This is a genomic window from Catenulispora sp. EB89, assembly GCF_041261445.1.
Classification (GTDB): Bacteria; Actinomycetota; Actinomycetes; order Streptomycetales; family Catenulisporaceae; genus Catenulispora.
Genome location: NZ_JBGCCU010000004.1, coordinates 20,128 through 39,618 on the forward strand (window position 1 = coordinate 20,128; position 19,491 = coordinate 39,618).

Annotated in this window: 18 protein-coding genes; 7 read left to right on the forward strand and 11 right to left on the reverse strand. The window is 72.5% G+C overall.

Annotated elements, in window-relative coordinates; all coding sequences use genetic code 11:
• Positions 1-97 precede the first annotated feature (97 nt).
• Positions 98-601 (reverse strand): ATP-binding protein, encoded by a 504-nt coding sequence (locus ABH920_RS09770; RefSeq protein WP_370348579.1) that lies wholly within the window; start codon positions 599-601, stop codon positions 98-100.
• Positions 589-1,077, reverse strand: coding sequence for an ATP-binding protein (locus ABH920_RS09775; RefSeq protein WP_370348580.1), 489 nt, complete (start codon positions 1,075-1,077; stop codon positions 589-591). Before ABH920_RS09775 ends, ABH920_RS09770 begins: the two co-directional genes overlap by 13 nt.
• 87 nt (positions 1,078-1,164) lie before the next feature.
• Here ABH920_RS09775 and ABH920_RS09780 point away from each other — a divergent pair, with 87 nt between their 5' ends.
• Positions 1,165-1,551, forward strand: coding sequence for an STAS domain-containing protein (locus tag ABH920_RS09780; RefSeq protein WP_194918733.1), 387 nt, complete (start codon positions 1,165-1,167; stop codon positions 1,549-1,551).
• 280 nt (positions 1,552-1,831) lie between these two features.
• On the opposite strand, the gene ABH920_RS09785 is transcribed toward ABH920_RS09780, so the two are convergent.
• The 4 genes from ABH920_RS09785 to ABH920_RS09800 all read right to left on the reverse strand — a co-directional run bounded on the left by ABH920_RS09785 (position 1,832) and on the right by ABH920_RS09800 (position 5,939).
• The gene (locus tag ABH920_RS09785) at positions 1,832-2,479 is read right to left on the reverse strand and encodes a response regulator (RefSeq protein ID WP_370348581.1); all 648 of its coding nucleotides are present in this window, start codon (positions 2,477-2,479) and stop codon (positions 1,832-1,834) included.
• A gap of 85 nt (positions 2,480-2,564) precedes the next feature.
• Complete coding sequence (locus ABH920_RS09790) at positions 2,565-3,803, reverse strand: histidine kinase (protein ID WP_370348582.1); 1,239 nt, start codon at positions 3,801-3,803, stop codon at positions 2,565-2,567.
• A gap of 35 nt (positions 3,804-3,838) precedes the next feature.
• Positions 3,839-5,188 (reverse strand): FtsX-like permease family protein, encoded by a 1,350-nt coding sequence (locus tag ABH920_RS09795; RefSeq protein WP_370348583.1) that lies wholly within the window; start codon positions 5,186-5,188, stop codon positions 3,839-3,841.
• A 1-nt stretch (position 5,189) separates the two neighbouring features.
• Positions 5,190-5,939 (reverse strand): ABC transporter ATP-binding protein, encoded by a 750-nt coding sequence (locus ABH920_RS09800; RefSeq protein ID WP_370349019.1) that lies wholly within the window; start codon positions 5,937-5,939, stop codon positions 5,190-5,192.
• Between the two features lie 177 nt (positions 5,940-6,116).
• Between ABH920_RS09800 and ABH920_RS09805 the strand changes: the two genes are divergently transcribed.
• From ABH920_RS09805 to ABH920_RS09815, 3 genes are all read left to right on the forward strand, one after another.
• The gene (locus ABH920_RS09805) at positions 6,117-6,518 is read left to right on the forward strand and encodes a DUF6542 domain-containing protein (protein WP_370348584.1); all 402 of its coding nucleotides are present in this window, start codon (positions 6,117-6,119) and stop codon (positions 6,516-6,518) included.
• Positions 6,511-8,520: an LCP family protein gene (locus ABH920_RS09810; protein ID WP_370348585.1), complete on the forward strand. Its 2,010-nt coding sequence runs from the start codon at positions 6,511-6,513 to the stop codon at positions 8,518-8,520. The genes ABH920_RS09805 and ABH920_RS09810 overlap by 8 nt, the downstream gene beginning before the upstream one ends.
• A gap of 73 nt (positions 8,521-8,593) precedes the next feature.
• Positions 8,594-9,223, forward strand: coding sequence for a hypothetical protein (locus tag ABH920_RS09815; RefSeq protein ID WP_370348586.1), 630 nt, complete (start codon positions 8,594-8,596; stop codon positions 9,221-9,223).
• 15 nt (positions 9,224-9,238) lie between these two features.
• Here the strand turns inward: ABH920_RS09815 and ABH920_RS09820 are convergent, their stop codons facing one another.
• From ABH920_RS09820 to ABH920_RS09830, 3 genes are read right to left on the reverse strand one after another with little or no spacing between them, the layout of a single operon-like run.
• Positions 9,239-11,773, reverse strand: coding sequence for an FtsX-like permease family protein (locus ABH920_RS09820; RefSeq protein WP_370348587.1), 2,535 nt, complete (start codon positions 11,771-11,773; stop codon positions 9,239-9,241).
• Entirely contained in the window at positions 11,773-12,507 is a 735-nt protein-coding gene (locus ABH920_RS09825) for an ABC transporter ATP-binding protein (RefSeq protein ID WP_370348588.1), read from the reverse strand. The genes ABH920_RS09820 and ABH920_RS09825 overlap by 1 nt, the downstream gene beginning before the upstream one ends.
• Before the next feature lie 11 nt (positions 12,508-12,518).
• Complete coding sequence (locus ABH920_RS09830; RefSeq protein ID WP_370348589.1) at positions 12,519-13,730, reverse strand: MFS transporter; 1,212 nt, start codon at positions 13,728-13,730, stop codon at positions 12,519-12,521.
• Between the two features lie 90 nt (positions 13,731-13,820).
• Between ABH920_RS09830 and ABH920_RS09835 the strand changes: the two genes are divergently transcribed.
• Positions 13,821-14,405, forward strand: coding sequence for an ABATE domain-containing protein (locus tag ABH920_RS09835; RefSeq protein ID WP_370348590.1), 585 nt, complete (start codon positions 13,821-13,823; stop codon positions 14,403-14,405).
• 21 nt (positions 14,406-14,426) lie between these two features.
• On the opposite strand, the gene ABH920_RS09840 is transcribed toward ABH920_RS09835, so the two are convergent.
• Positions 14,427-15,785, reverse strand: a complete 1,359-nt coding sequence (locus tag ABH920_RS09840; RefSeq protein WP_370349020.1) for a recombinase family protein — start codon at positions 15,783-15,785, stop codon at positions 14,427-14,429.
• Positions 15,786-16,111: 326 nt separating this feature from the next.
• Positions 16,112-17,413 (reverse strand): serine aminopeptidase domain-containing protein, encoded by a 1,302-nt coding sequence (locus ABH920_RS09845; protein ID WP_370348591.1) that lies wholly within the window; start codon positions 17,411-17,413, stop codon positions 16,112-16,114.
• A 107-nt stretch (positions 17,414-17,520) separates the two neighbouring features.
• Here ABH920_RS09845 and ABH920_RS09850 point away from each other — a divergent pair, with 107 nt between their 5' ends.
• Both ABH920_RS09850 and ABH920_RS09855 read left to right on the forward strand, forming a co-directional pair.
• Positions 17,521-18,051: a helix-turn-helix domain-containing protein gene (locus tag ABH920_RS09850; RefSeq protein ID WP_370348592.1), complete on the forward strand. Its 531-nt coding sequence runs from the start codon at positions 17,521-17,523 to the stop codon at positions 18,049-18,051.
• Positions 18,052-18,223: 172 nt separating this feature from the next.
• Positions 18,224-19,426, forward strand: a complete 1,203-nt coding sequence (locus ABH920_RS09855) for a cytochrome P450 (protein WP_370348593.1) — start codon at positions 18,224-18,226, stop codon at positions 19,424-19,426.
• Positions 19,427-19,491 lie beyond the last annotated feature (65 nt).

A 19,491-nucleotide genomic window follows, 5' to 3' on the forward strand; every position in this document is an offset into this window, starting at 1 on the left:
GTGCCGCTGGTCCCAGCCTCGGGACGCCTCCGGCCGCCGTCGTGCCCGGCCCCGCCGCGGCCGGACGCGCCCGGGCCGGGACCGTTCCCGCGAGTGCTCACCGCACCCCCGCCCGGGCCGTACCGTCGGGTCCTGGCACGCCTTCGCCGGCCGCGCGCTTGACGATGTCGACGCGGACCCGGCCCTGTTCCTCGGCCCACTGCAGGTCGTCGACGAGCGCCGCCAGCAGCGACCAGCCGAACCCGCCGACCTGCGGTTTGGAGCCCGGCCGGGCCTCGGCGGAGACGGTCAGCGCCAGGCCTTCCGGGCCCAGCCGGAAGACGCAGTCCAGCTCCTCGCCGGTGGCGTCGACCTCGTCGGGCAGCAGGAGCAGGCCGCACGCCTCGTCGACGGCCAGCCGCCAGTCGCCCATCTCGGCCATCGAGAAGCCGGCGCGCACGCCGAGATGGCCGGCCGCGGACCGGACCAGCACCACGTAGTCGCGCTCGGCGGGGATGCTCAGTGTTACCGGGACACGACCGTCGGCATCGTCGGCCTCGCCGCGGCGGCCGGCACCCGTGCCGACGCCGTCCTCACCACCCACACCGCTCACGCGCTCCATATGTCCTGATCCCCTTTCCACAGCGACCCTTGCGTGCCCGCCCCGGCCGGGACCGCCGCGCGCGGCCCGAGTCGGCACCATACGGCCTTCCCGCCGTCGTCCTCGACCGCGACCCCCCAGGCCTGGGCCAACTGCACCACGATAGCCAGCCCCTGGCCGCCGAACCCGCGTTCGGCCGGCGGGATGAGCCGGGGCAGCCCGGGGCCGTGGTCGTGGACGCGCACGGTCAGCGTGCCGTCGCGCAGCTCCAGGCCGAGCCGCATCTCGGTGCCGGCGTGCCGGACGGCGTTCGTGACCAGCTCGCTGACCACCAGCGCGGCGTCGGTGACGAAGTCGTCGGCGTGCCAGCGGCGGCAGGTCTCGGTCAGGAAGGCCCGGGCCCGGCCCGGGGCCGAGGGCCCGGGCGTCAGCTCGGTGTGGGCCGACAGGTGGGTCTGGGCCGACTGGTGGCTCTGGGCCGTCCGGCGCGAGGTCATCGAGCCAGATTCCCAGCCGTGAGCCGACCCGATATCGTCGGTAGCGATCCGGGATCACGCGGGCTGGGTGGGAAAACAGGAGGCGTCATGGCGGTCGAGGGCTTCTCGGTCGAGGTCGACAACGACCCGGACCGGGGCGGAGCCGCCGCGGTGTCCGGGGACGGCAAGGGCGGCGGCCAGGCGGTCACGGTCACCGTGGCCGGCGACGTGGACCTGGCGGCGGCGGACACGCTGTGGAGCGTGCTGGACGAGTACGTGCACGCCGGGGCGCAGGTGGTCGTGGACTGCTCGCGCGTGGCGTTCCTGGACTCCATGGGCCTGCGGACGCTGATCCGCGCGCAGCACAAGGCCGGCGCCTCGGGCGCACGCCTGACGCTGGCCGCGCCGTCGGAGGCGGTGCTGCGGGTGCTCCAGCTGGCGGGCGTCGCCGACCTGTTCGTGCTCGACATCAGCGGGAGCGGCAGCGGACGCTGACCATCGGCCATCGCCACCCCTTCCTCGCATCAGCTCCGTCGGCCACCGCGAACACCGCTACCCGTTCCCGCGAATCCAAACTCGGTGCGGGCCCGGCGGCGGAAGTGCGCCATCGGCGGTGAGCCGGTTTGAACGGCCGGCCCGCCGCTGACGCCGGGGCCGATGTCAGGTACCCGACGTGCCCAAACATAGCCCAGGCAGAGCTATTCCCGTTCCGAATGCACGGGAATCTGCACGGGATAAATCTCTGAGCGGACTTCGACAGGCCTCAGGCCGCGGTTCAGGCCGCGTCGAGGAACGCCAGCACGGCCAGCACCCGCCGGTTCCCGTCGAGGTCCGGGAGCAGCCCGAGCTTGGCGAAAATCGTGTTGATGTGGTTGCTGACCGCCTTCTCGGTGATCACCAGCCTGGCGGCGATCCCGGCGTTGGCGTGCCCTTCGGCCATCGCGGCCAGCACTTCGCGCTCGCGCGGGGTCAGTGAGCCCAGGCGTCGGTCCCGGGAGCGCCGGGCCAGCATCTGGGCGATGACCTCGGGGTCCATGGCGGTGCCGCCGCCGGCGACGGTCCGCAGCGCATCCACGAACGAACGCACGTTCGAAACGCGGTCCTTCAGCAGATACCCGATAGCCCCGGCGCTGTCGGAGAGCAGCTCACGCGCGTAAAGCGGCTCGACGTGCTGCGACAGGATCAGCACCGGCAGGCCGGGCACCTGGCGCCGGGCCTCCAGCGCGGCGGCCAGGCCCTCGTTCTTGAAGGTCGGCGGCAGGCGGATGTCGGCGACGGCCACGTCCGGGCGTTCGGCGAGGAGCGCGTCGAGCAGGTCGGGGCCGGTCTCGACGGCGACCGCCACCTCGAAGCCGTGGGCGGTCAGCAGGCGGACCAGGCCGTCCCGGAGGAGCGCCTGGTCCTCGGCCAGCACTACGCGCATCGAGATCCCCTCACTCGCACGGCACCTCCAGCAGCAGCACCCCGCCAAGCCGCAGGGCACCACACAGCAGCCGGTCCCGCAGCGCTTACTCGCACGGCACCTCCAGCGTCACCGTCGTCGGCCCGCCGACCGGGCTGTCCAGCGTCAGCCGCCCGTCGAAGGCGGCCAAGCGGCGCCGCACTCCGGCCAGACCGTCACCGCGCGACAGGTCCGCGCCGCCGACGCCGTCGTCCCAGATCTCCGCCACGACACAGCCCTCGCCGACCACCTTGTCGTCACGCCGGAACACGTCGATCCGGGCCCGGGCCGCGCCGCTGTGCTTCAGCACGTTCGCCAGGGCCTCGGCGATCCCGAAGTACAGCGCCGACTCGCGCGGGGCTGGCAGCCGCCATGTCTGATACAGATCGCTGCGGACCTCCACCGGGATCGGCGAGGCATAGGCCAGCGCCCGCAGGGCGTCCCCGAGTCCGCGCTCGGCCAGCACCGGCGGCAGGATCCCGCGGACCAGCGAGCGCAGCTCGGCCAGCGCGGCGCCGCTGTGCTCGCGGGCCTCGGCCAGCAGCGCGATGGCCTCGTCGGGGTTCTCCCGGACCAGGTCCTCGGCCATGCCCAGGCTCAGGCCGACCGCCGCGAGCCGGGCCTGCGCGCCGTCGTGCAGGTCGCGCTCGATGCGGCGCAGCTCGGACTCGGCGTCGTCGCTGACCCGCTCGCGGGTCACGGTCAGGGTGCTGATGCGTTCGCCGACGTCGGTCGGGGCCAGCAGCGCGCGGGCCCACAGCGCCTGCGCCCGAACGAGTGACGGGCCCACGAACGGCGCCAGCACCAGCGCCGGGAGGCCGAAGCCCAGCCCGAAGGGCCAGAACGGATCGCTGCTGAGCGCCAGCCCGGGCACCGAGCCCACGCCGACCACTCCCCACCCGACCAGCGTCGCCGGCAGCAGCCCGAGCGCCATCCCGATCGGGACGTTGGTGACCAGCCACAGCAGATCCCGCCAGGTCGCGGGGTCGCCGAGCAGCCAGCGCAGCCGGCCGCGGCCGGCCCGCGGCAGGTAGGGCGACTCGATCCCGACCCCGCTCCAGCGCCCCGCGATCCCCCGCTGCCAGTTCGCCAGGCCGCGCACGGCCCCGATCACCGGCGGCACCAGCAGGCCTCCGGTGACCGGCATCAGGCCCAGCGCCAGCGCCGCCGCCACCAGCAGCGGGATCCCCGCCAGCAGCGAGACCGGCGCGATCACCAGACCCCGGCCGGCCGCCAGGGCGGTCGCGGCGCCACGCGCGCGCCAGGCGTCGGCCCCACCTCCGACCGCCTCCGGCAGTCCGGCCATCACACTCGTCCCTTCTCGCGTCGCCATTATCGGGACTACGCGGTGATCGCGGCCAGCGCCGGCACGCTCAGCACCCGCCGGGCGGCGCCCAGGCACGCGGCCAGGGTCAGCGCCGTGACGCTCGCCGCCACCGCGAGGAACACCCCGACGCCCTGGTCCGGGATCAGGTGGCCGGTCCGGGCGTAGCTGAACGGGATGATGCCGGCCAGTGCCGCCAGCGAGCCGAAGAACAGCCCGGCCGCCACGATCGCGCACGCCTCCCAGCCCAGGGAGCGCCGCACGTCGCCCGGCGTGTCGCCGATCAGCCGGCGCTGGCCGAACTCCTTGCGGCGGTGCAGCGTGCCGACCACCGCGATGTTCGCCACGACGACGGCCGCGAAGAGCGTGATCATGCCGACCACCAGGAAGCTGAGGGTCTGCACGCCCTTGTCGTCGGCGGACAGGTGCACGTGCTGCGCGCGGTTGGCGTCGTCCTGGATGAACTGCTCGTACAGCGTGCCGTTGGCCAGGCCGACGAACAGGATCACCGGCATGAGGACGGAGGCCGCCTGCCGCGCGTTCAGCCGGAGTTCGGCCTCGGCCAGGTACCCGCCGCTGCGGCGCATCAGCGGGCCGAGCACCCGGCCGGCGATCCGGACCAGGGCCGGGGCCAGCAGCGCAAGCCCGACACTGGTCAGGATGCAGGCCTGGCCGGCGCTGGCCATCGCCGCGTTCGGGTCGTCCTTCAGCATCGTCGCGCTCATCACGCCGGCGTCCAGGCCGAGCAGGATCACCACGACCGCGGCGATCTTGCGCTTGCGCGACATCCCGGCCTCGCCGGTGGCGGCCGAGACCAGCGAGGCCGCGGTGCTCTGGTTCGCCGCGCGGCGGCCGGCCACGATCGCGGCGGCCAGCGCGGCCAGCGCGACGTCGCCGAGCCCGATCGCCAGGGTGGTGGCGCCGAACTTGAGACCGACGCCGTCCGAGACCTGGTGCGAGGACTTCAGCGCGGCCAGCACGGTCCGGCCCACGACCATGCCGGTCGGGATCGCCGGGACGGCGGCGGCCGCCAGCAGGATCGCGGTCTCGGTGGTGATCATGCGGCGGATCTGCCGGGGCAGCGCGCCGGCCGCCTTGAGCAGCGCGATCTCCTTCTCCCGCTGCCGCACCGTCAGGCTCAGCGTCGCGGCGGTGCCGAAGGCGATGATCAGCGCGCCCCAGCCGCCGATGACCAAGGCCGTGGTCTGCAGGGCCGAACGGTCGGTCTTGGACACGCCCGGCGCGCTGCCGGTTTCGAAAAGTGCTGCGAAACCGGTGAGGATCGCGCCGCCGAGGAACAGGTTCAGGAACGAGGCGAGGTAGGCCCCGCGCCGGTGTCGCAGATTGCTGAAGCTCACAGTGCGCATGTCAGGCCGCCTTCGCGCCGGACCGGGAGGCGGCGCCGAACTCGGCCATCCGCGCCGCCACGCCGGCCGCCCGCGGGGCCCGCATCTCGTCCACGATCCGGCCGTCGGCCAGGAACAGCACGCGGTCGGCGTACGCGGCGGCGACCGGGTCGTGCGTCACCATCACCACGGTCTGCCCGAACTCCCGCACCGACTCCCCGAGCAGCATCAGCACCTCGGCGGCGCGCGCCGAGTCCAGCGCCCCGGTCGGCTCGTCGGCGAACAGCAGCGCCGGCCGGTTCACGATGGCGCGGGCGATCGCGACCCGCTGCTGCTGGCCCCCGGACAGCTCAGCCGGCCGGTGGTCCAGCCGGTCGCCGAGGCCGATCCGGTCCAGCAGGGCCCGCGCGCGCCGCTTGTCGACCGAAGTCCCGGCGATCCGCGCCGGCAGCAGCACGTTCTGCCAGACGGTCAGGGTCGGCAGCAGGTTGAAGGCCTGGAACACGAAGCCGATGCGGCCGCGCCGGAAGCGGGTGGCGGCGGTCTCGTCGGAGGTGTCGAGTTCCTGGCCGCCGATCAGGATCCGGCCGGAGTCCGGGCGCTCCAGGCCGGAGGCGCAGTTGAGCAGGGTGCTCTTGCCGGAGCCGGAGGGGCCCATGACGGCGGTGAAGGTGCCGTAGGGCAGGCCGAGGCTGACCCGGTCCAGAGCGGCGACCTTCACCTGGTCGCCGAACGTCTTGCTGACTGATTCCAGACGCAGCGCGTCTTCCATGGCTGTCATGTGATCCAGACTCGCCCGGCGGGCTCGCGGAATCAGGGGTGCTATCACCTGTCTTCTGCGTGGGCTCGGGGCCGATCGATCGGATGAGTGCATGACCCGATGAATGCGGCATCAGACACTTCTCGGTCTTATCCCACCGCCGCCACCCAAGATGTGAAGATGTGCCACATGCCACACACCCCCGGCACTCACGGCAGCTGTCATCGAGCACCCACCACCCGCACGAACATCACGGCGGGGCGCGTCACGGTCCTGCTCGTGCTCGTCCCGGCGATCGGGATGTTCTTCGGCGGCGTGCTGTTCGCGGTGCTGTGCGCGGCCGCCGCGGCGCTGGCCGCGCTGCGGGTGCGGCCGGACGGACTGTGGTGGGTGCTGCCGCTGGCGCCGGTGGCGATCTGGGCGGTGTGCGTGGGGCGCGAGGTCTTCGACGCCTCCGGCGGCGGCGCCAAGCAGGCGGTCGCGGTGGCGCACGGCATGATCGACGCCTTCCCTGCGATGGTGGTGACGCTGCTGGTCACGGCCGCCGTGGCGCTGTTACGCCGGCTCGCCCGGGGGTCGGCCCGTGCCTGACCAGACTCCCCCGCGGCGCCCCCGACCGCAGCCTCCTTACGACCTGTCGCCGCGCGCGCCGGGCTCGCGTCCGCGCCCGCAGGACGACCTGCGGTACTGGACTCCGCGTCCGCAGCAGCCGCCGCGTCCTCCGGGTCCGCCGCGCGGTGAGCGTCCGGAGTACGCCGGGCGTCCCGAGCGGCGCCCGCCGCGCCGCCGCCGCGCAACCGTCGCGGCCCGCGCGCTGGCCTGCACGGCCTCGGCGGCGATCGTCGTGGCCAGCGCCGCGACCTGGGCCGCGTACCACAACCTGACCTCCGGCCTGCTGACCTCCGACGCGATCAACGAGATCCGCTCCGGCGAGAAGGGCTATGTCGCCCCGCACCTGGACGGCTCGGTCAACCTGCTGCTGATCGGCCTGGACTCGCGCAAGGACATGAACGGCGCCGACCTGCCGACCGACTTCGTCGAGCAGGAACTGCACGCCGGTTCCTCCGACATCGGCGGCTACAACACCAACGTCCTGATCTTCATGCACATCCCGGCCGACGGCGGCCGCGTCACCGCGTTCTCGATCGCCCGCGACGACTACGTCGAGGAGCCCGGCGGCACCTCGACCGTCGGCGACATCCCGGATCTGGGCATGCACAAGATCAAGGAGGCGTACGGCCGCGCGAAGGCGATCGCGGTGGATCGGCTGAAGGCCGGTGGTGTGACCGACCAGGCGCAGATCGAGAAGGTCAGCCGCGAGGTGGGCCGGGAGTCCACGATCCGGGCCGTGCAGCTGCTCACCGGCGAGCACGTGGACCACCTGGCCGAGATCAACCTGCTGGGCTTCTACGACGTCGCCAAGGCCGTGGGCCCGATCGAGGTCTGCCTGAACCACCCGGTGTACGACCCGATCGAGGACGGCGCGGGCACCGGGCTGAAGCTGCCGGCCGGGCACTCGATGCTGGACGCCGCCACCGCGCTGCAGTTCGTGCGGCAGCGCTTCCACCTGCTGCGCGGCGACTTCGACCGCAACCGGCGGCAGCAGGCGTTCCTGTCGTCGGTGATGCACAAGCTCAAGACCGAGGGCGTGATCGGCGACCTGGGGAAGATGCAGGGGCTGTTCGACGTGGTGAAGAAGGACGTGGTCATCGACGACTCCTGGGACGTGCTGGACTTCGCCGACCGCGCGCAGAACCTGACGGCCGGCAGCGCCGACTTCCGCGAGCTGCCGATCACCGGGCAGCCGGTGCTGCCGGGCGACGGGTCGGTCAACACCGTGAACCCGGTGCAGATCCGGCAGATCGTGATGACAGGGTTCGGCGACGCGAAGCAGTTCGCGAACGAGATGACGCAGAACGGGGAGGTGCCGCAGAACGGGGAGGGCGGGGACCCGGCGTCGGCGATGGGGCCGCGCGGGCTCAACGATTCCGGCGGCGGGCTCGGGCAGGACCGTTCGGCGCTGCCGGATCAGGCGGGGGTTGCGGGGGCTTCCGGGGTTACAGGGACTTCCGGTGTCGCGGGGACTTCGCAGGCGGCCGGCGCCGCTCCGGCCCTCCCGCCGCTGCCCGCCGCCCCCGGCGCGGCCACCGGCATGCGTCCGGCCGCGATCGCGCCGACCGACACGCACACCGTCGTCGACGTCTACAACGCCACCGCGAAAAACGGCCTGGCGACCACGGTCGGCGACTGGCTCGCCGCCTCCGGCTGGCCGGTGGACAAGACCGCGGGCGCCACCGCCGAGTCCCGCACCACGATCCTGTACGGCAAGGGCGCGGCCAAGGCCGCCGGCCAGCTCGCGGCCACCCTCGGCGTGCAGGCGGTACCGGCGCCGTCGGCCCGCACCGCGGCCGGGCATGTGCTGATCAGGCTCGGCGCCGACTACACTCCGCCCGGTGGCCCCCAGCCCCCGGCGCCGACCGACGGGACCGGACCGGGCCCGACGGACTCCGCGACACCGGATCCGTCCGGCACCCCGGATCCGGCGAACTCGCCCGGCATCGCCATGGACAACGGGATCACCTGTGTGAACTGACTTCGCTCGCCGGTATGGAGCACCCGACGAACCGGGCCCGGGCCGTCGGGCCCCGCCGTCGAAGGAGCGCCTGATGAGCCCGAGCAACCCGCTGGATCTGGCCAAGCACCTGCACTACGAGCACATCCCGCACCCGCACATCGCGGCCCGGCACGCCGAGGGCCCGGTGAAGGTCGCCGACCAGCACCGCACCGACAACGCGGCCACGCGCTTCAACACGAAGGCCGCGCTGCTGATCACCCGGGCCGTGGGCTCGATGTGGTGCGCGTACCTGTTCGCGGCGTTCGACATGATCAGCCTGCCGTCCGCGATCCGCGGCGGCGCCTCGACGATCGTGGCGTGGGTCGCGCAGACCTTCCTGCAGCTGGTGCTGCTGTCGGTGATCATGGTGGGGCAGAACGTGCAGGCCGCGGCCGCCGACGCGCGCAGCGAGGCGACGTACCACGACGCGAGCGCCACGCTGCACGAGACCGCGCAGCTGCAGGAGCACCTGGCGGCGCAGGACATGCTGCTGACGCGGATAGCGGCGCACCTCGGGCTGGACCCGGTGCCGGTGATCGACATGGACGAGCCGAACGGTGGTGCGGCTGCGGCCGCCGCTCCGACCGGTGGCGCTGCTCCGACCGGTGCCGCTGCTCCGGCCGCGCCGACCACGCCGGCCGACGACAAGCCTGCCGCCGGCGGCGAGTCGGAAACAAAGTAAGACCTTCTAGGGCTTCTATTCGGCACGCAGCGCCTGCAGGACTCCGATCCGCACGGCGCGGCGTGCCGGGGCCACGGCCGCGAGCAGCCCGGTGGCGAACGTCGCGGGCACCACGACCGCCAGCAGCGGCACCGGGACCGACGGCGTGCCCGGCAGGTGGCCGTCCATGACGGCGCGCGCCAGGATCCAGCCGATCGGCAGGCCGAGGACGACGCCGGTGAACGTGCCGGTCGCCACGGTGGCCAGCGCTTCGCTGCGGATCAGGGTACGGATATGGCTCGCCTCGGCGCCCACCGCGCGGAGCAGGCCGATCTCCCGGGTGCGTTCCAGCACGCTCAACGCCAGGCTGGTGACCACGGCCAGGACGCCGATCAGCAGGCTGAGGGCGAGCAGCGCGGTCATGATCGTGGCCAGGAGCTGGAAACCCTGCGCGGCCCGGACGGCGTAGGCGGCGCGGTCGTCGAGGGTGGCTTGCGGGTAGGCGGCGAGGGCGGCCGCGACGGCTTGGCGGGCTTGTGCGGTCTGCCCCGGCTCGGTGCGGATCAGGACTTCCTCAAGGCCCTGATCCTGCGGCGGATACGCTTTCAGGTAGTCGGATTCGGGGATCAGGAAGGCGCCGAGGACCTGTTCGTTGTCGTAGAGGGCTGCGATGCGGACTTGGCGGGTCCCGCCGACCGGGAACGTGATCGGGATGGTCTGGCCGAGGTGCCAGCCGTCGCGCTGCGCGGCCAGGGCACTGACCGCCATGGTGCCGGCCGTGGCGAGGTCGGCGAGGCGGCCGGCGCTGACGCCGGGGTCGACGTCGGCGGGCAGCGTGGCCGGGTCGATGCCGCAGGCCTTCTCGGAGTCGCCGGGTGCTTTGAAGATGCCGCAGGACAGGCCGGTCGCGTGGGCCACGCCGGGCAGCGCGGCGATGCGCTGGACCGCGCTCGGGTCGAGGGTCGCGCCGGTGCCGGCGGTGGTGGCGGCGACGAGATCGGCGTGCAGGGAGCGGCGGACGTCGGCCTCGCTTTCTGAGACCAGGGACGCCGCCATCGCCGCGACGATGGAGACGGTGGCCACGGCGACGGCGAGGGTGCCGGCGGTGCCTGCCACGCGGCGCGGTTCGCGCGTCATCTGGCGTCCGGCGAGGCGTCCTACGAACCCTGATACGGCGACGACGGCCGCGCGGGGCGCCGCCGTCAGCGGCCGCACCAGCGCCGGACCGGCCAGGCCCACGCCGAGGAGAATCAGGATGCTGCCGAGGCCGGCCGGGGCGATGCTGCCGGCGCCCGCTTCCAGGGCCGCGCCGCCGAGGAACGCCAGCGCGGCTGCCACACGCCGCCACCAGGACAGGCGTCCGGCGTGATCGGCGGTGCTGACGGCGCTGAGCGCGGCGAGCGGCCGCTCCCGGGAGGCACGGCGGGCCGCCGAGGCCGCGGCGACAACGGAGATGCCGGGGCCGACGACGAAACACAGGACGACGGTGCGCACGGCGACGACGGTCGGGCCGGCCGGGAGCGGCAGGCCGAAGTGGCCGAAGCCCCACCGCAGCCCGGTGGTGACGCCGAGCCCGAGCGGCAGCCCGACGGCCGCGCCGGCCAGCCCGACCAGCGAAGCCTCGGCCAGGACGAGGCGCGCCAGCTGCAGGCGTCCGGCGCCGACGCAGCGCAGCAGCGCGAGCTCGCGGGTGCGCTGCGCGACGGTGACGGCGAAGATGTTCGCGATCAGCAGCGCCGCCACCACGACCGAGACCATCGCGAAGACCTGCAGCACCGCGCCGATCGTGGAGGTCACCGACCCGACCTGGTCGACCAGCTGCGCGGCCTGCTGCGCCCCGGTACGGACGGTGTAGTCCCCGCCGACCGCCGCAGCGATGCGCGACTGGAGCGCCGCCGGATCGACGCCGGACGCGCCGACGGCCTCGACCGCGGCGACAGTGTTCCCGCTGCCGAGGAGCGCGGCGGCCGTCGCCGGATCGAAGCCCACGACACTGAGCCCGGCGATGTTCTGCGCACCGCCGAAGCCGACGGTGCCGGTGACGGTGAAGCTCTGGACGCCGCGGGCAAGCGCGACACGCAGGCCGCTGCCGGCGGCGAGGTGGAGGCTGCCGGCGGTCCCGGCGTCGACGACAATCTGATCAGGGCCCTGAGGCCACTGCCCGGACTGGAGGTTCACGAGGCGCAGGCGCGGATCGACGGGGATCGACAGGCCGAGGCCACCGAGCGCGGAAATGGTGTGGCCGCCGCGGTCGAGCGGCATGGCGTAGCCCTCGACGATGCCCTCGGCCGCCACGACGCCGGGCACACCCCGCACCCGGCCGACGAGCGAGGCGGGCAAGGTAGGAGCGCCGGTCAGAACAGAGCCGCCGAAGCCGCGCGCATCAGTGACGACAGCGGAGACCCCGGCGGTCGCGGCATCGGCCTGCTGCCGGACGCCGGCATCGATGGTGTCGGTGAGGATGTAGCTCGACGCCAGGAAGGCGACGGCCGCCGCCACGGCCCCGCCGGTCGCGAGGGCGCGGGCTTTGCGGGCGGCGAGGCCGCGGCGCAGGACGGTGGCGATGCGCATCAGGCGGTCGCCCCCGCGTCCAACTCGTCCAGCCGCCGCAGCACCTCGGCCCCCGAAGGGGCCGCCACGTCGTCCACGATCCGGCCGTCGGCGAGCAGCAGGACGCGGTCCGTGCGCGCGGCGGCGGCCGGGTCGTGCGTCACCATCACCACGGTCTGGCCGAGTTCGGTCACGCTGCGGCGGAGGAGGTACAGGAGTTCGCGGCCGGTGCGGCGGTCGAGGTTGCCGGTGGGCTCGTCGGCGAAGACCACGTCGGGCTGTGTGATCAGCGCCCGGGCCATCGCCACGCGCTGGGCCTGGCCGCCGGAGAGCTGCGCCGGCGTGTGCTCCAGGCGGTCGGGCAGGCCCAGGAGGGCCACCACCGCGGTGAAGTGCGCCGGGTCGGGGCGGCGGCCGGTGAGTTCCAGCGGGAGCACGATGTTCTCGCGGGCCGTCAGGGTCGGCAGCAGGTTGAAGGTCTGGAACACGAAGCCGATGCGTTCGCGCCGCAGCCGGGTCAGCGCGCGCTCCGGCAGGGCCGTGATCTCCGTGTCGCCGATGCGCACCGTGCCGGCGTCCACGGTGTCCAGGCCGGACAGGCAGTGCAGCAGCGTGGACTTGCCGGATCCCGAGGGGCCCATCACCGCGGTGAAGGTGCCCTTCGGGATCGCGACGTCCACGCCGCGCAGCGCGGGCACGCGGTTCGGCTCGGCGCCGTAGCTCTTGGTGAGGCCGGCCGCAACGATCGTCGTCATGCCTAGGAACTCTATGCTTTAGGCTGTCTAGGTATCAAGAGGCAGCGCAGCAGCGCCACCGCGCCCAAGATCGCGACCGTCCCGCACACCCCGTTCCAGCCGAACGCCGAATACGCCCGCACCCCGAGCCACGACCCCGCGCTGCCGCCGAGGAAGGCGCACGTCATGTACGCCGTGTTCAGCCGCGCCCGCTCTGACGGCCGCAGCGCGAAGATCCGTGCCTGGTTCGCGACCTGCCCCGACTGCATCGCGACGTCCAGCGCCAGCATCCCGACCGCCAGGCCCACGAGCCCGAACACGCCGCCCGCCGACCCCGTCACCAGCAGCGCCGCGGCCGCCACCACCCCGACCAGGCAGCGCAGGTTCACCGCGTCCGGCCCCAGCCGGTCGGTGGCCCGGCCGGCCCGCGGCGTCGCGAACATGCTCCCGGCCCCGACCAGCGCCAGCACCCCGACCGCGGGTGTGCCGAGGTGGTACTTCGGCCCGGTGACGTGCAACGCCAGCGCCGTCCACGCCGCGCTGAACGCTGCGAAGACCAACACCTGGTACTGACACGAGCGCCGCAGCAACGGCTCCGTCCGCAGCAGACGCACCGACGCGGCCAGCAACGCCGGGTACCGCTCGCCGGTGCTCGGCGTCGTCGTCGGCAGGAACGCGGCCATCGCGACCGACAGCAGCAGCACCGCGACCGCCGCGACCAGGTACGGAGCGCGCCAGCCGAGCCACTGGCCGAGCGTCCCGGAAAACGTGCGGGCCAGCAGGATCCCGCCGATCAGCCCCGACAGCAGCGTCCCGGTCACCTCGCCGCGTCGCTCGGGCTCGGCCAGCCCGGCGGCCATCGGTATCAGGATCTGCGGCACGACCGTCGTCGCCCCGATCAGGGTGCTGGCGACGGCGAGCATCGGCAGCGTGTCCGCGGCGCCGGCGAGCACCAGCCCGACCGCGGTGAGCACCAGCAGCGTCGTAACCAGGCGCCGGTGCCGCAGCCGGTCACCGAGCGGGACCAGCAGGAAGATGCCGGCCGCGTAGCCGAACTGCGCGCAGGTCGTGACCAGCGCGGCAGAGCTCTTGGTTGTCTTGAGTCCGGTGGCGATCAGCGGGCTGATCGCCTGCGGGAAGTAGATGTTCGCGACGGCCACACCGCACGCGATCGACAGCAGCAACGTCAACGGCCGGCTCAGGACCGGCTTCAGGGCAGGGGTGGGTACGACGAGCGCGGACAAGAGTCACCTCACGGGAACCGTGGAACCTGTTTAAATGGTTCCGCAAATGTACACCGGTCAAACCGGTTCCAGGCAAGGTACGCTGAGACCATGCCCGAGACAGCCACCGAGTTCCGCACCGGCTCCGGCCGGCTGAGCTTGGACTTCATCCGAACATTGAGATGGCGCGGCACGGACGGGGCGTTCGAAGAGCTCGCCACCCCCGAGACGCTGGTCGCCTGGATCAGGCAGCTCGGGCCGTATGACGAGGACTTGGCGATCGCCGCGCCGACGCCCCGCACGCTGCACGCCGCGCAGGAAACCCGCGAGGCGGTCTACGCGCTGTTGAAAGCCGCCCGCGCGACGACGGCTGCGGACTGCCCGCCAGAGGCACGCGCGCTGCTCAACAAGACCGGATCGGCGCCGACCCCGCATCCGGTCCTCGACGAAGACGGCACGCTGCACCACGCCGCCGACGACCCAGTCGCCGCGATCCTCGCCGCCATCGCGCGGGATGCGCTCGACCTCGCGACGTCGCCGCTGATCGGCCGGGTCCGCGACTGCGCGGGGCCGAACTGCGGCGCCTGGTTCCTCGACACATCCCGGCCCGGCACCCGCCGCTGGTGCTCGATGGACCGCTGCGGCAATCAGGCCAAGAAGAGCACCTGGCGCAGCAAGCATCCCGGCGCCGGGTGAGGTTGCCGCCGCCCCCCGCCCCTACAGCGGATGCGGTACAAAAGCGATCCGCCCCGGATCGAAAACCCCGCGACTCGTCGTCTTGGGCCCCACCCGAATCACCGTGTACAGAAACCGCAGCACCTCGGCCCGCCGCCGCAGCGGCACCCGCGGCCAGTCCACCCCGGCCTCCGGCCCGGTCACGATCCCGTCGATCGCCGCCGCCGACCGCACCACCACGCCGCCGTGCACGTCGCCGAAGGCCGGGTGCTCGCCGTCCGGCGCCGTGCGCGGGTCCGGCCGGCGGTTGCCCACCATCGGCAGCGACGCGACGCGCGCGGCGTCCCACTCCTGCAGGATGCGGACCGCGTCCTCCTGCACGTGCATCTCGAACGACGTCGCGCCGATCGAGCGCGCGCACTCCTCCGGCGGTTGGTTGCGGGTCGAGGCGCACGCGTACATCCGGTAGCCGCCGACGACCGAGCCGACCATGCTGTGCCCGCAGGCCATGCACTCCACCAGCCCGGTCAGCAGGTAGCCCGAGCGCTCGGCGCCGTTGCGCGAGTTGGTGTGCGCGGCGCCGTGGTTCGTCCGCAGCGTCCGGACCCGTTCCCAGTCCTCGACGCTGACGCACGGCTCCCACGCCGCGGGCAGATAGCCGCCGTCGTCGGCGCGGATCTGGCCGCGGAAGACGCGGATCCCGGCGTAGCGCGGCGCGTCCAGGATCCGGCCGACGCCGCCGACGGTCCAGGCCGAGCCCATCGCGGTCGGCACTTTTCGACCGTTCAAATCGAACGCGATGGCCCGCAGCGTCTCGCCTTCCAGGAACCGGGCGAACACCTCGCGCACCACCTTGGACTCGGCCGGGATCACCGCTCCCATGCCGGGCTCGTAGCCGAACGCACGGCGTCCCCCGCCGTGCGGCCGGCCGGCCAGTGCCGCGCCCCGGTGCGCCGCGCGCGAGGCCCGCGACACCGCCTGCGCCGCGCGCCAGGCCACCGACGCGCGGTCGCTGAGCGTCCGGCGCTGCGCCGGGTCGGCCAGGTCCCACTCGTCGCCGACGCTGTGCAGCACGATCCCGTTGCGCTCGCTGGCGTTCAGCAGCCGTACCAGGTCGTGCGCGCGGTGGCGCAGCAGCGAGCCCGGCGCGTACAGGATCAGGTCCCTGATCTTCTTGCGCTCCACGGCCGCCAGCGTCGCCGTCCATCCCGGCTTGACGCCCTTGGCCTTCCACACCGTGCGCACCGCGTCGGCCTGCACCGCCGCCGGCGCCACGGGCAGCCGCCGCGACCGCGCGTACTCGCGGCACTTCAGCTCACGCACGTCGACAGTGCTCTGATCCTCGTCATCGATGTGCGGTACACAGCAGTAGATACCCGCCGCGAACAACGGCTCTCGCATGTCAACCACACCGTGAATCTACTACGCGGGATAGGAGATGGGGAGTACCGCCGAGTGAAATCCCACGTCACAGCTTTCTAACGTGAGCGATCCGAGCCCTGCCGAACACAGCGCGTGAGACCCCGGACCCGCACCGGCGCACGACCCATCGAGTCGGCGGTCCCGGGGCTCTCACGTACATTCCCAATCGGATCCGCCTATCTCGCGAAGCACTTTACACCTGCGTGAGTAACTCGTATGCAGGTCTCTCACGGCAGGCTTCTGACCAGCGCTGAGAATTCTGAAGAAATCGTGAAGTCGCCGGAATCCGTTATAGGAGACCGAGGTCAGCCCCGGCGTCCACGCATTCCGGAGAACAGCCGTTTGCCGCGCGGAGCCTCGGGAGCAAGCCACCGCACAATGTCATCAACCACCACAGAATCGACGTTCGCCGGAGTCGCGTACTCCGCCGGCGTCGACGCTCCGGAGCCGGGAGCGAACATATGGTTGTCGGCGGGATAGACCCGAATGTCCACATCCGCCCGATCCCCGATCCCGGCGCGCCACAATGCGAGGTCGTCCTCGACGGTGACCTGATAGTCGCGCCCGCCCTGCAGAATCAGCATCGGCTGTGTGAGTTTCTTCGCCGTGGCCACCGGATCGTAGCCGCGCATGTCGAGCCAGTAGGCCCCGGAGTAGCCGAGCGGAAGGTCCTCGGTCGGCGTCGAGGACGACAGATCAGCGCGCTCGACGTTCGCGGCCTGCTCCTCCAGCACGGCGACCATCTCCTGCGGGGCCACGCCGAGACCGGCCAGGTAGCGGACGACGCGCACGGCCGAGCGCTGCATCGGCGTGGCGTCGGCCGCCATCAGCACCAGCCCGGCGATCCGCGGCTCGGCCTCGGCGGCCCGCGGCGCCATCTTCGCGCCCATGCTGTGCCCGACGACGTAGACGCGGTCCGAGTCGATCCCAGGATGCTGATCGAGCTGCCGGAAGGCGTCGCGCACGTACGGCAGGTACTCGTCGGCGGCGGTGAACTCCAGCATCTCGGCCAGGACGCCAGCGTGCACGGCGCCGACCTTGTCGAAGCGCACGCTCGCCACGCCGCGGCTGCCCAGCCCCCAGGCCAGGTCCTTGAGCGGCTTGAGCGGGCCGGCGGTGCCGTCGCGGTCGAAGGGCCCGCCGCCGGACAGCAGGATCGCGGCCGGGAACGGGCCCGCGCCGCGCGGCACGGTCAGCGTGCCGGGGACGGCCAGCGGGCCCTCGCCGACGACGACTTCGTGTTCCGTGAACTGCTTCGCAGCGGCGTAGGACGGCGCGGCCCACTCGCCGGGAGCCGCGATCCGCAGGCCCTGCAGCAGTCCGTCGCCGGCGGTGGCGATGAAGATCGTGAGATCGCCCTTGGCGAACCGGACGGTGACGCTGACCCGCGTCAGCGCGTCGTCGATCGGCTCGGTCCGCGCGCCGCCGAACTCGACGACGTCCCCGAGCGGCGCGGCCTCGCTCTCCCACGCGGCCCGGATCATGTCGGCGGACACCACCGCGGCCAGGTTCGGGGCGAACAGCGCCTCAATCGCCGGCCACCGGCCCTGATCGGCCAGTTCCACGAAGCGCGCGATCAGCGCGGCCGGGTCGTTCGTCGCTTCCATGACTCCCCCTGGTGGGATCTGTGCGGCCTTCCAGCCGACATCCTGCGCGTCGGATTTTCAACCTTTCGCATCTTTGAGAAAGGTAGCATCTATGAGATCGTAGGTCCATGGACCCGCTGAAGCTCCTGGCACATCCGGTCCGCCTGCGCGTCATCCACGCCCTGCGCGGCGGCCGCGTCCTGACCGCCGGCCGGCTGGGCGAGCGCGTCGGCGACGTCTCCAAGGCCACGCTGTACCGCCACCTCGAGCTCCTGACGGAAGCCGGCGTGCTGGAGATCGCCGAGGAGCGACGGGTGCGCGGCGCCGTCGAGCGCCACTACCGGCTGCGCGGCGAGCGCGCCGGCATCGACGGCGCGCAGGCCGCCGAGCTGACGAAGGACGACCACCGCGTGGGCTTCGCCGCCGCGACCGCCGCGCTGCAGGCCGAGTTCGCGGCGTACCTGGAACGTCAGGACTCTGATCCGGCGGCGGATCTGGTCGGCTACCGGCAGCACGCGGTCTGGCTCAGCCGCGAGGAACTGGAGACGTTGATCAGCGCCCTGCGAACGGCGATCCTGCCGGCCCTGGAGAACGCGGCGACCGAACAGCGGTCTCAATATCTGTTGAGCCCGATTCTGTTCCCCATCGAGCAAGCCTGAGTCAGGTCTTCGCATTCGTCCTTGTCAGCGTGCTGAGCCCTGAAGCCTTCCCGATTCATACCGGTTCAACCCTCGATCCGACCCTTTATTCATCACCATGCGTGAGTTAGGCTGACGGTCAGTTAGTTAGCATACAAAAGCTAACTTGTGCCACCTGGAAAGGATCAGGCGTATGACTATCGCGGACCACCCGGCCGAAGTCCTCGCCGTCCCCGCCGACCGCGGAGCCTGTCCGTTCGACCCGCCCCCCGCGTACGACCAAGCGCGAGAACAGCATCCCGTCGCCCCGGTGAAGCTGTTCGACGGCACCACCGCGTGGATGCTCACCCGGCATCAGGACGTCCGGGCCGTGCTTCAGGACCGCCGGTTCAGCGCCGACGCCGCCAAGTCCGGGTTCCCGTTCCTCAGCCCGGGACGCCGGGAGCTGGCCATGGGCAACCCCACCTTCATCCGCATGGACGATCCGGAGCACGCCCGGCTGCGGCGCATGCTCACCTCGGACTTCATCATCAAGCGGGTCGAGGAGATGCGTCCGCAGGTCCGGGCGATCGCCGTGGAGCTGCTGGACGCGATGACCCGCGACCGCGACCACGCCGACCTGGTCACCGAGTTCGCGCTGCCGCTGCCCTCGCTGGTGATCTGCCTGCTGCTGGGCGTCCCGTACGAGGACCACGCGTACTTCCAGAAGTGCAGCAGCACGCTGCTGAACGCCAACTCCACCGCCGAGCAGGTCGAGCAGGCCCGCAACGACCTGAACGCGTACATCAAGCAGCTGGCCGAGGCCAAGCGGGAGCGCGACGACGGCGGCATCATCAGCCGGCTGATCCACCGCGAGGACCTCACCTGCGACGAGGTCGCGACGATGGGCACGCTGCTGCTGGTGGCCGGGCACGAGACGACCGCCAACATGACGGCGTTGTCGATCCTCACGCTGCTGCGCAACCCGGACCAGATGGAGCGCCTGCGCAGCGACCCCACGCTGATCCGCGGCGCGGTCGAGGAGATGCTGCGCTACCTGTCGATCGTGCACACCGGGCTGCCCCGGGTCGCGACCGAGGACGTCGAGATCGGCGGGCGGATGATCCGGGCCGGCGACGGCGTGCTGCTGATGATCAGCACGGCCAACCGGGACGACGAGGCGTTCCCCGACGCCGACTCGGTGGACGTGGGCCGCGACGCGCGGCGGCACCTGGCGTTCGGCTTCGGCGTGCACCAGTGCCTGGGGCAGCCGCTGGCCCGGGCCGAACTGCAGATCGCGCTGGACGTGCTCCTCAACGGGCTGCCGAACCTGCGGCTGGCGGTGCCGTTCGACGAGATCCCGTTCCGGCACGACATGCTGATCTACGGCGTGCACCGCCTGCCGGTCGCGTGGTGACGACGGTGAATCCGACCAGCCCGGCGAACGCAGCGAACCCAGCGAACCCGGCGAGGAGCGTCAAG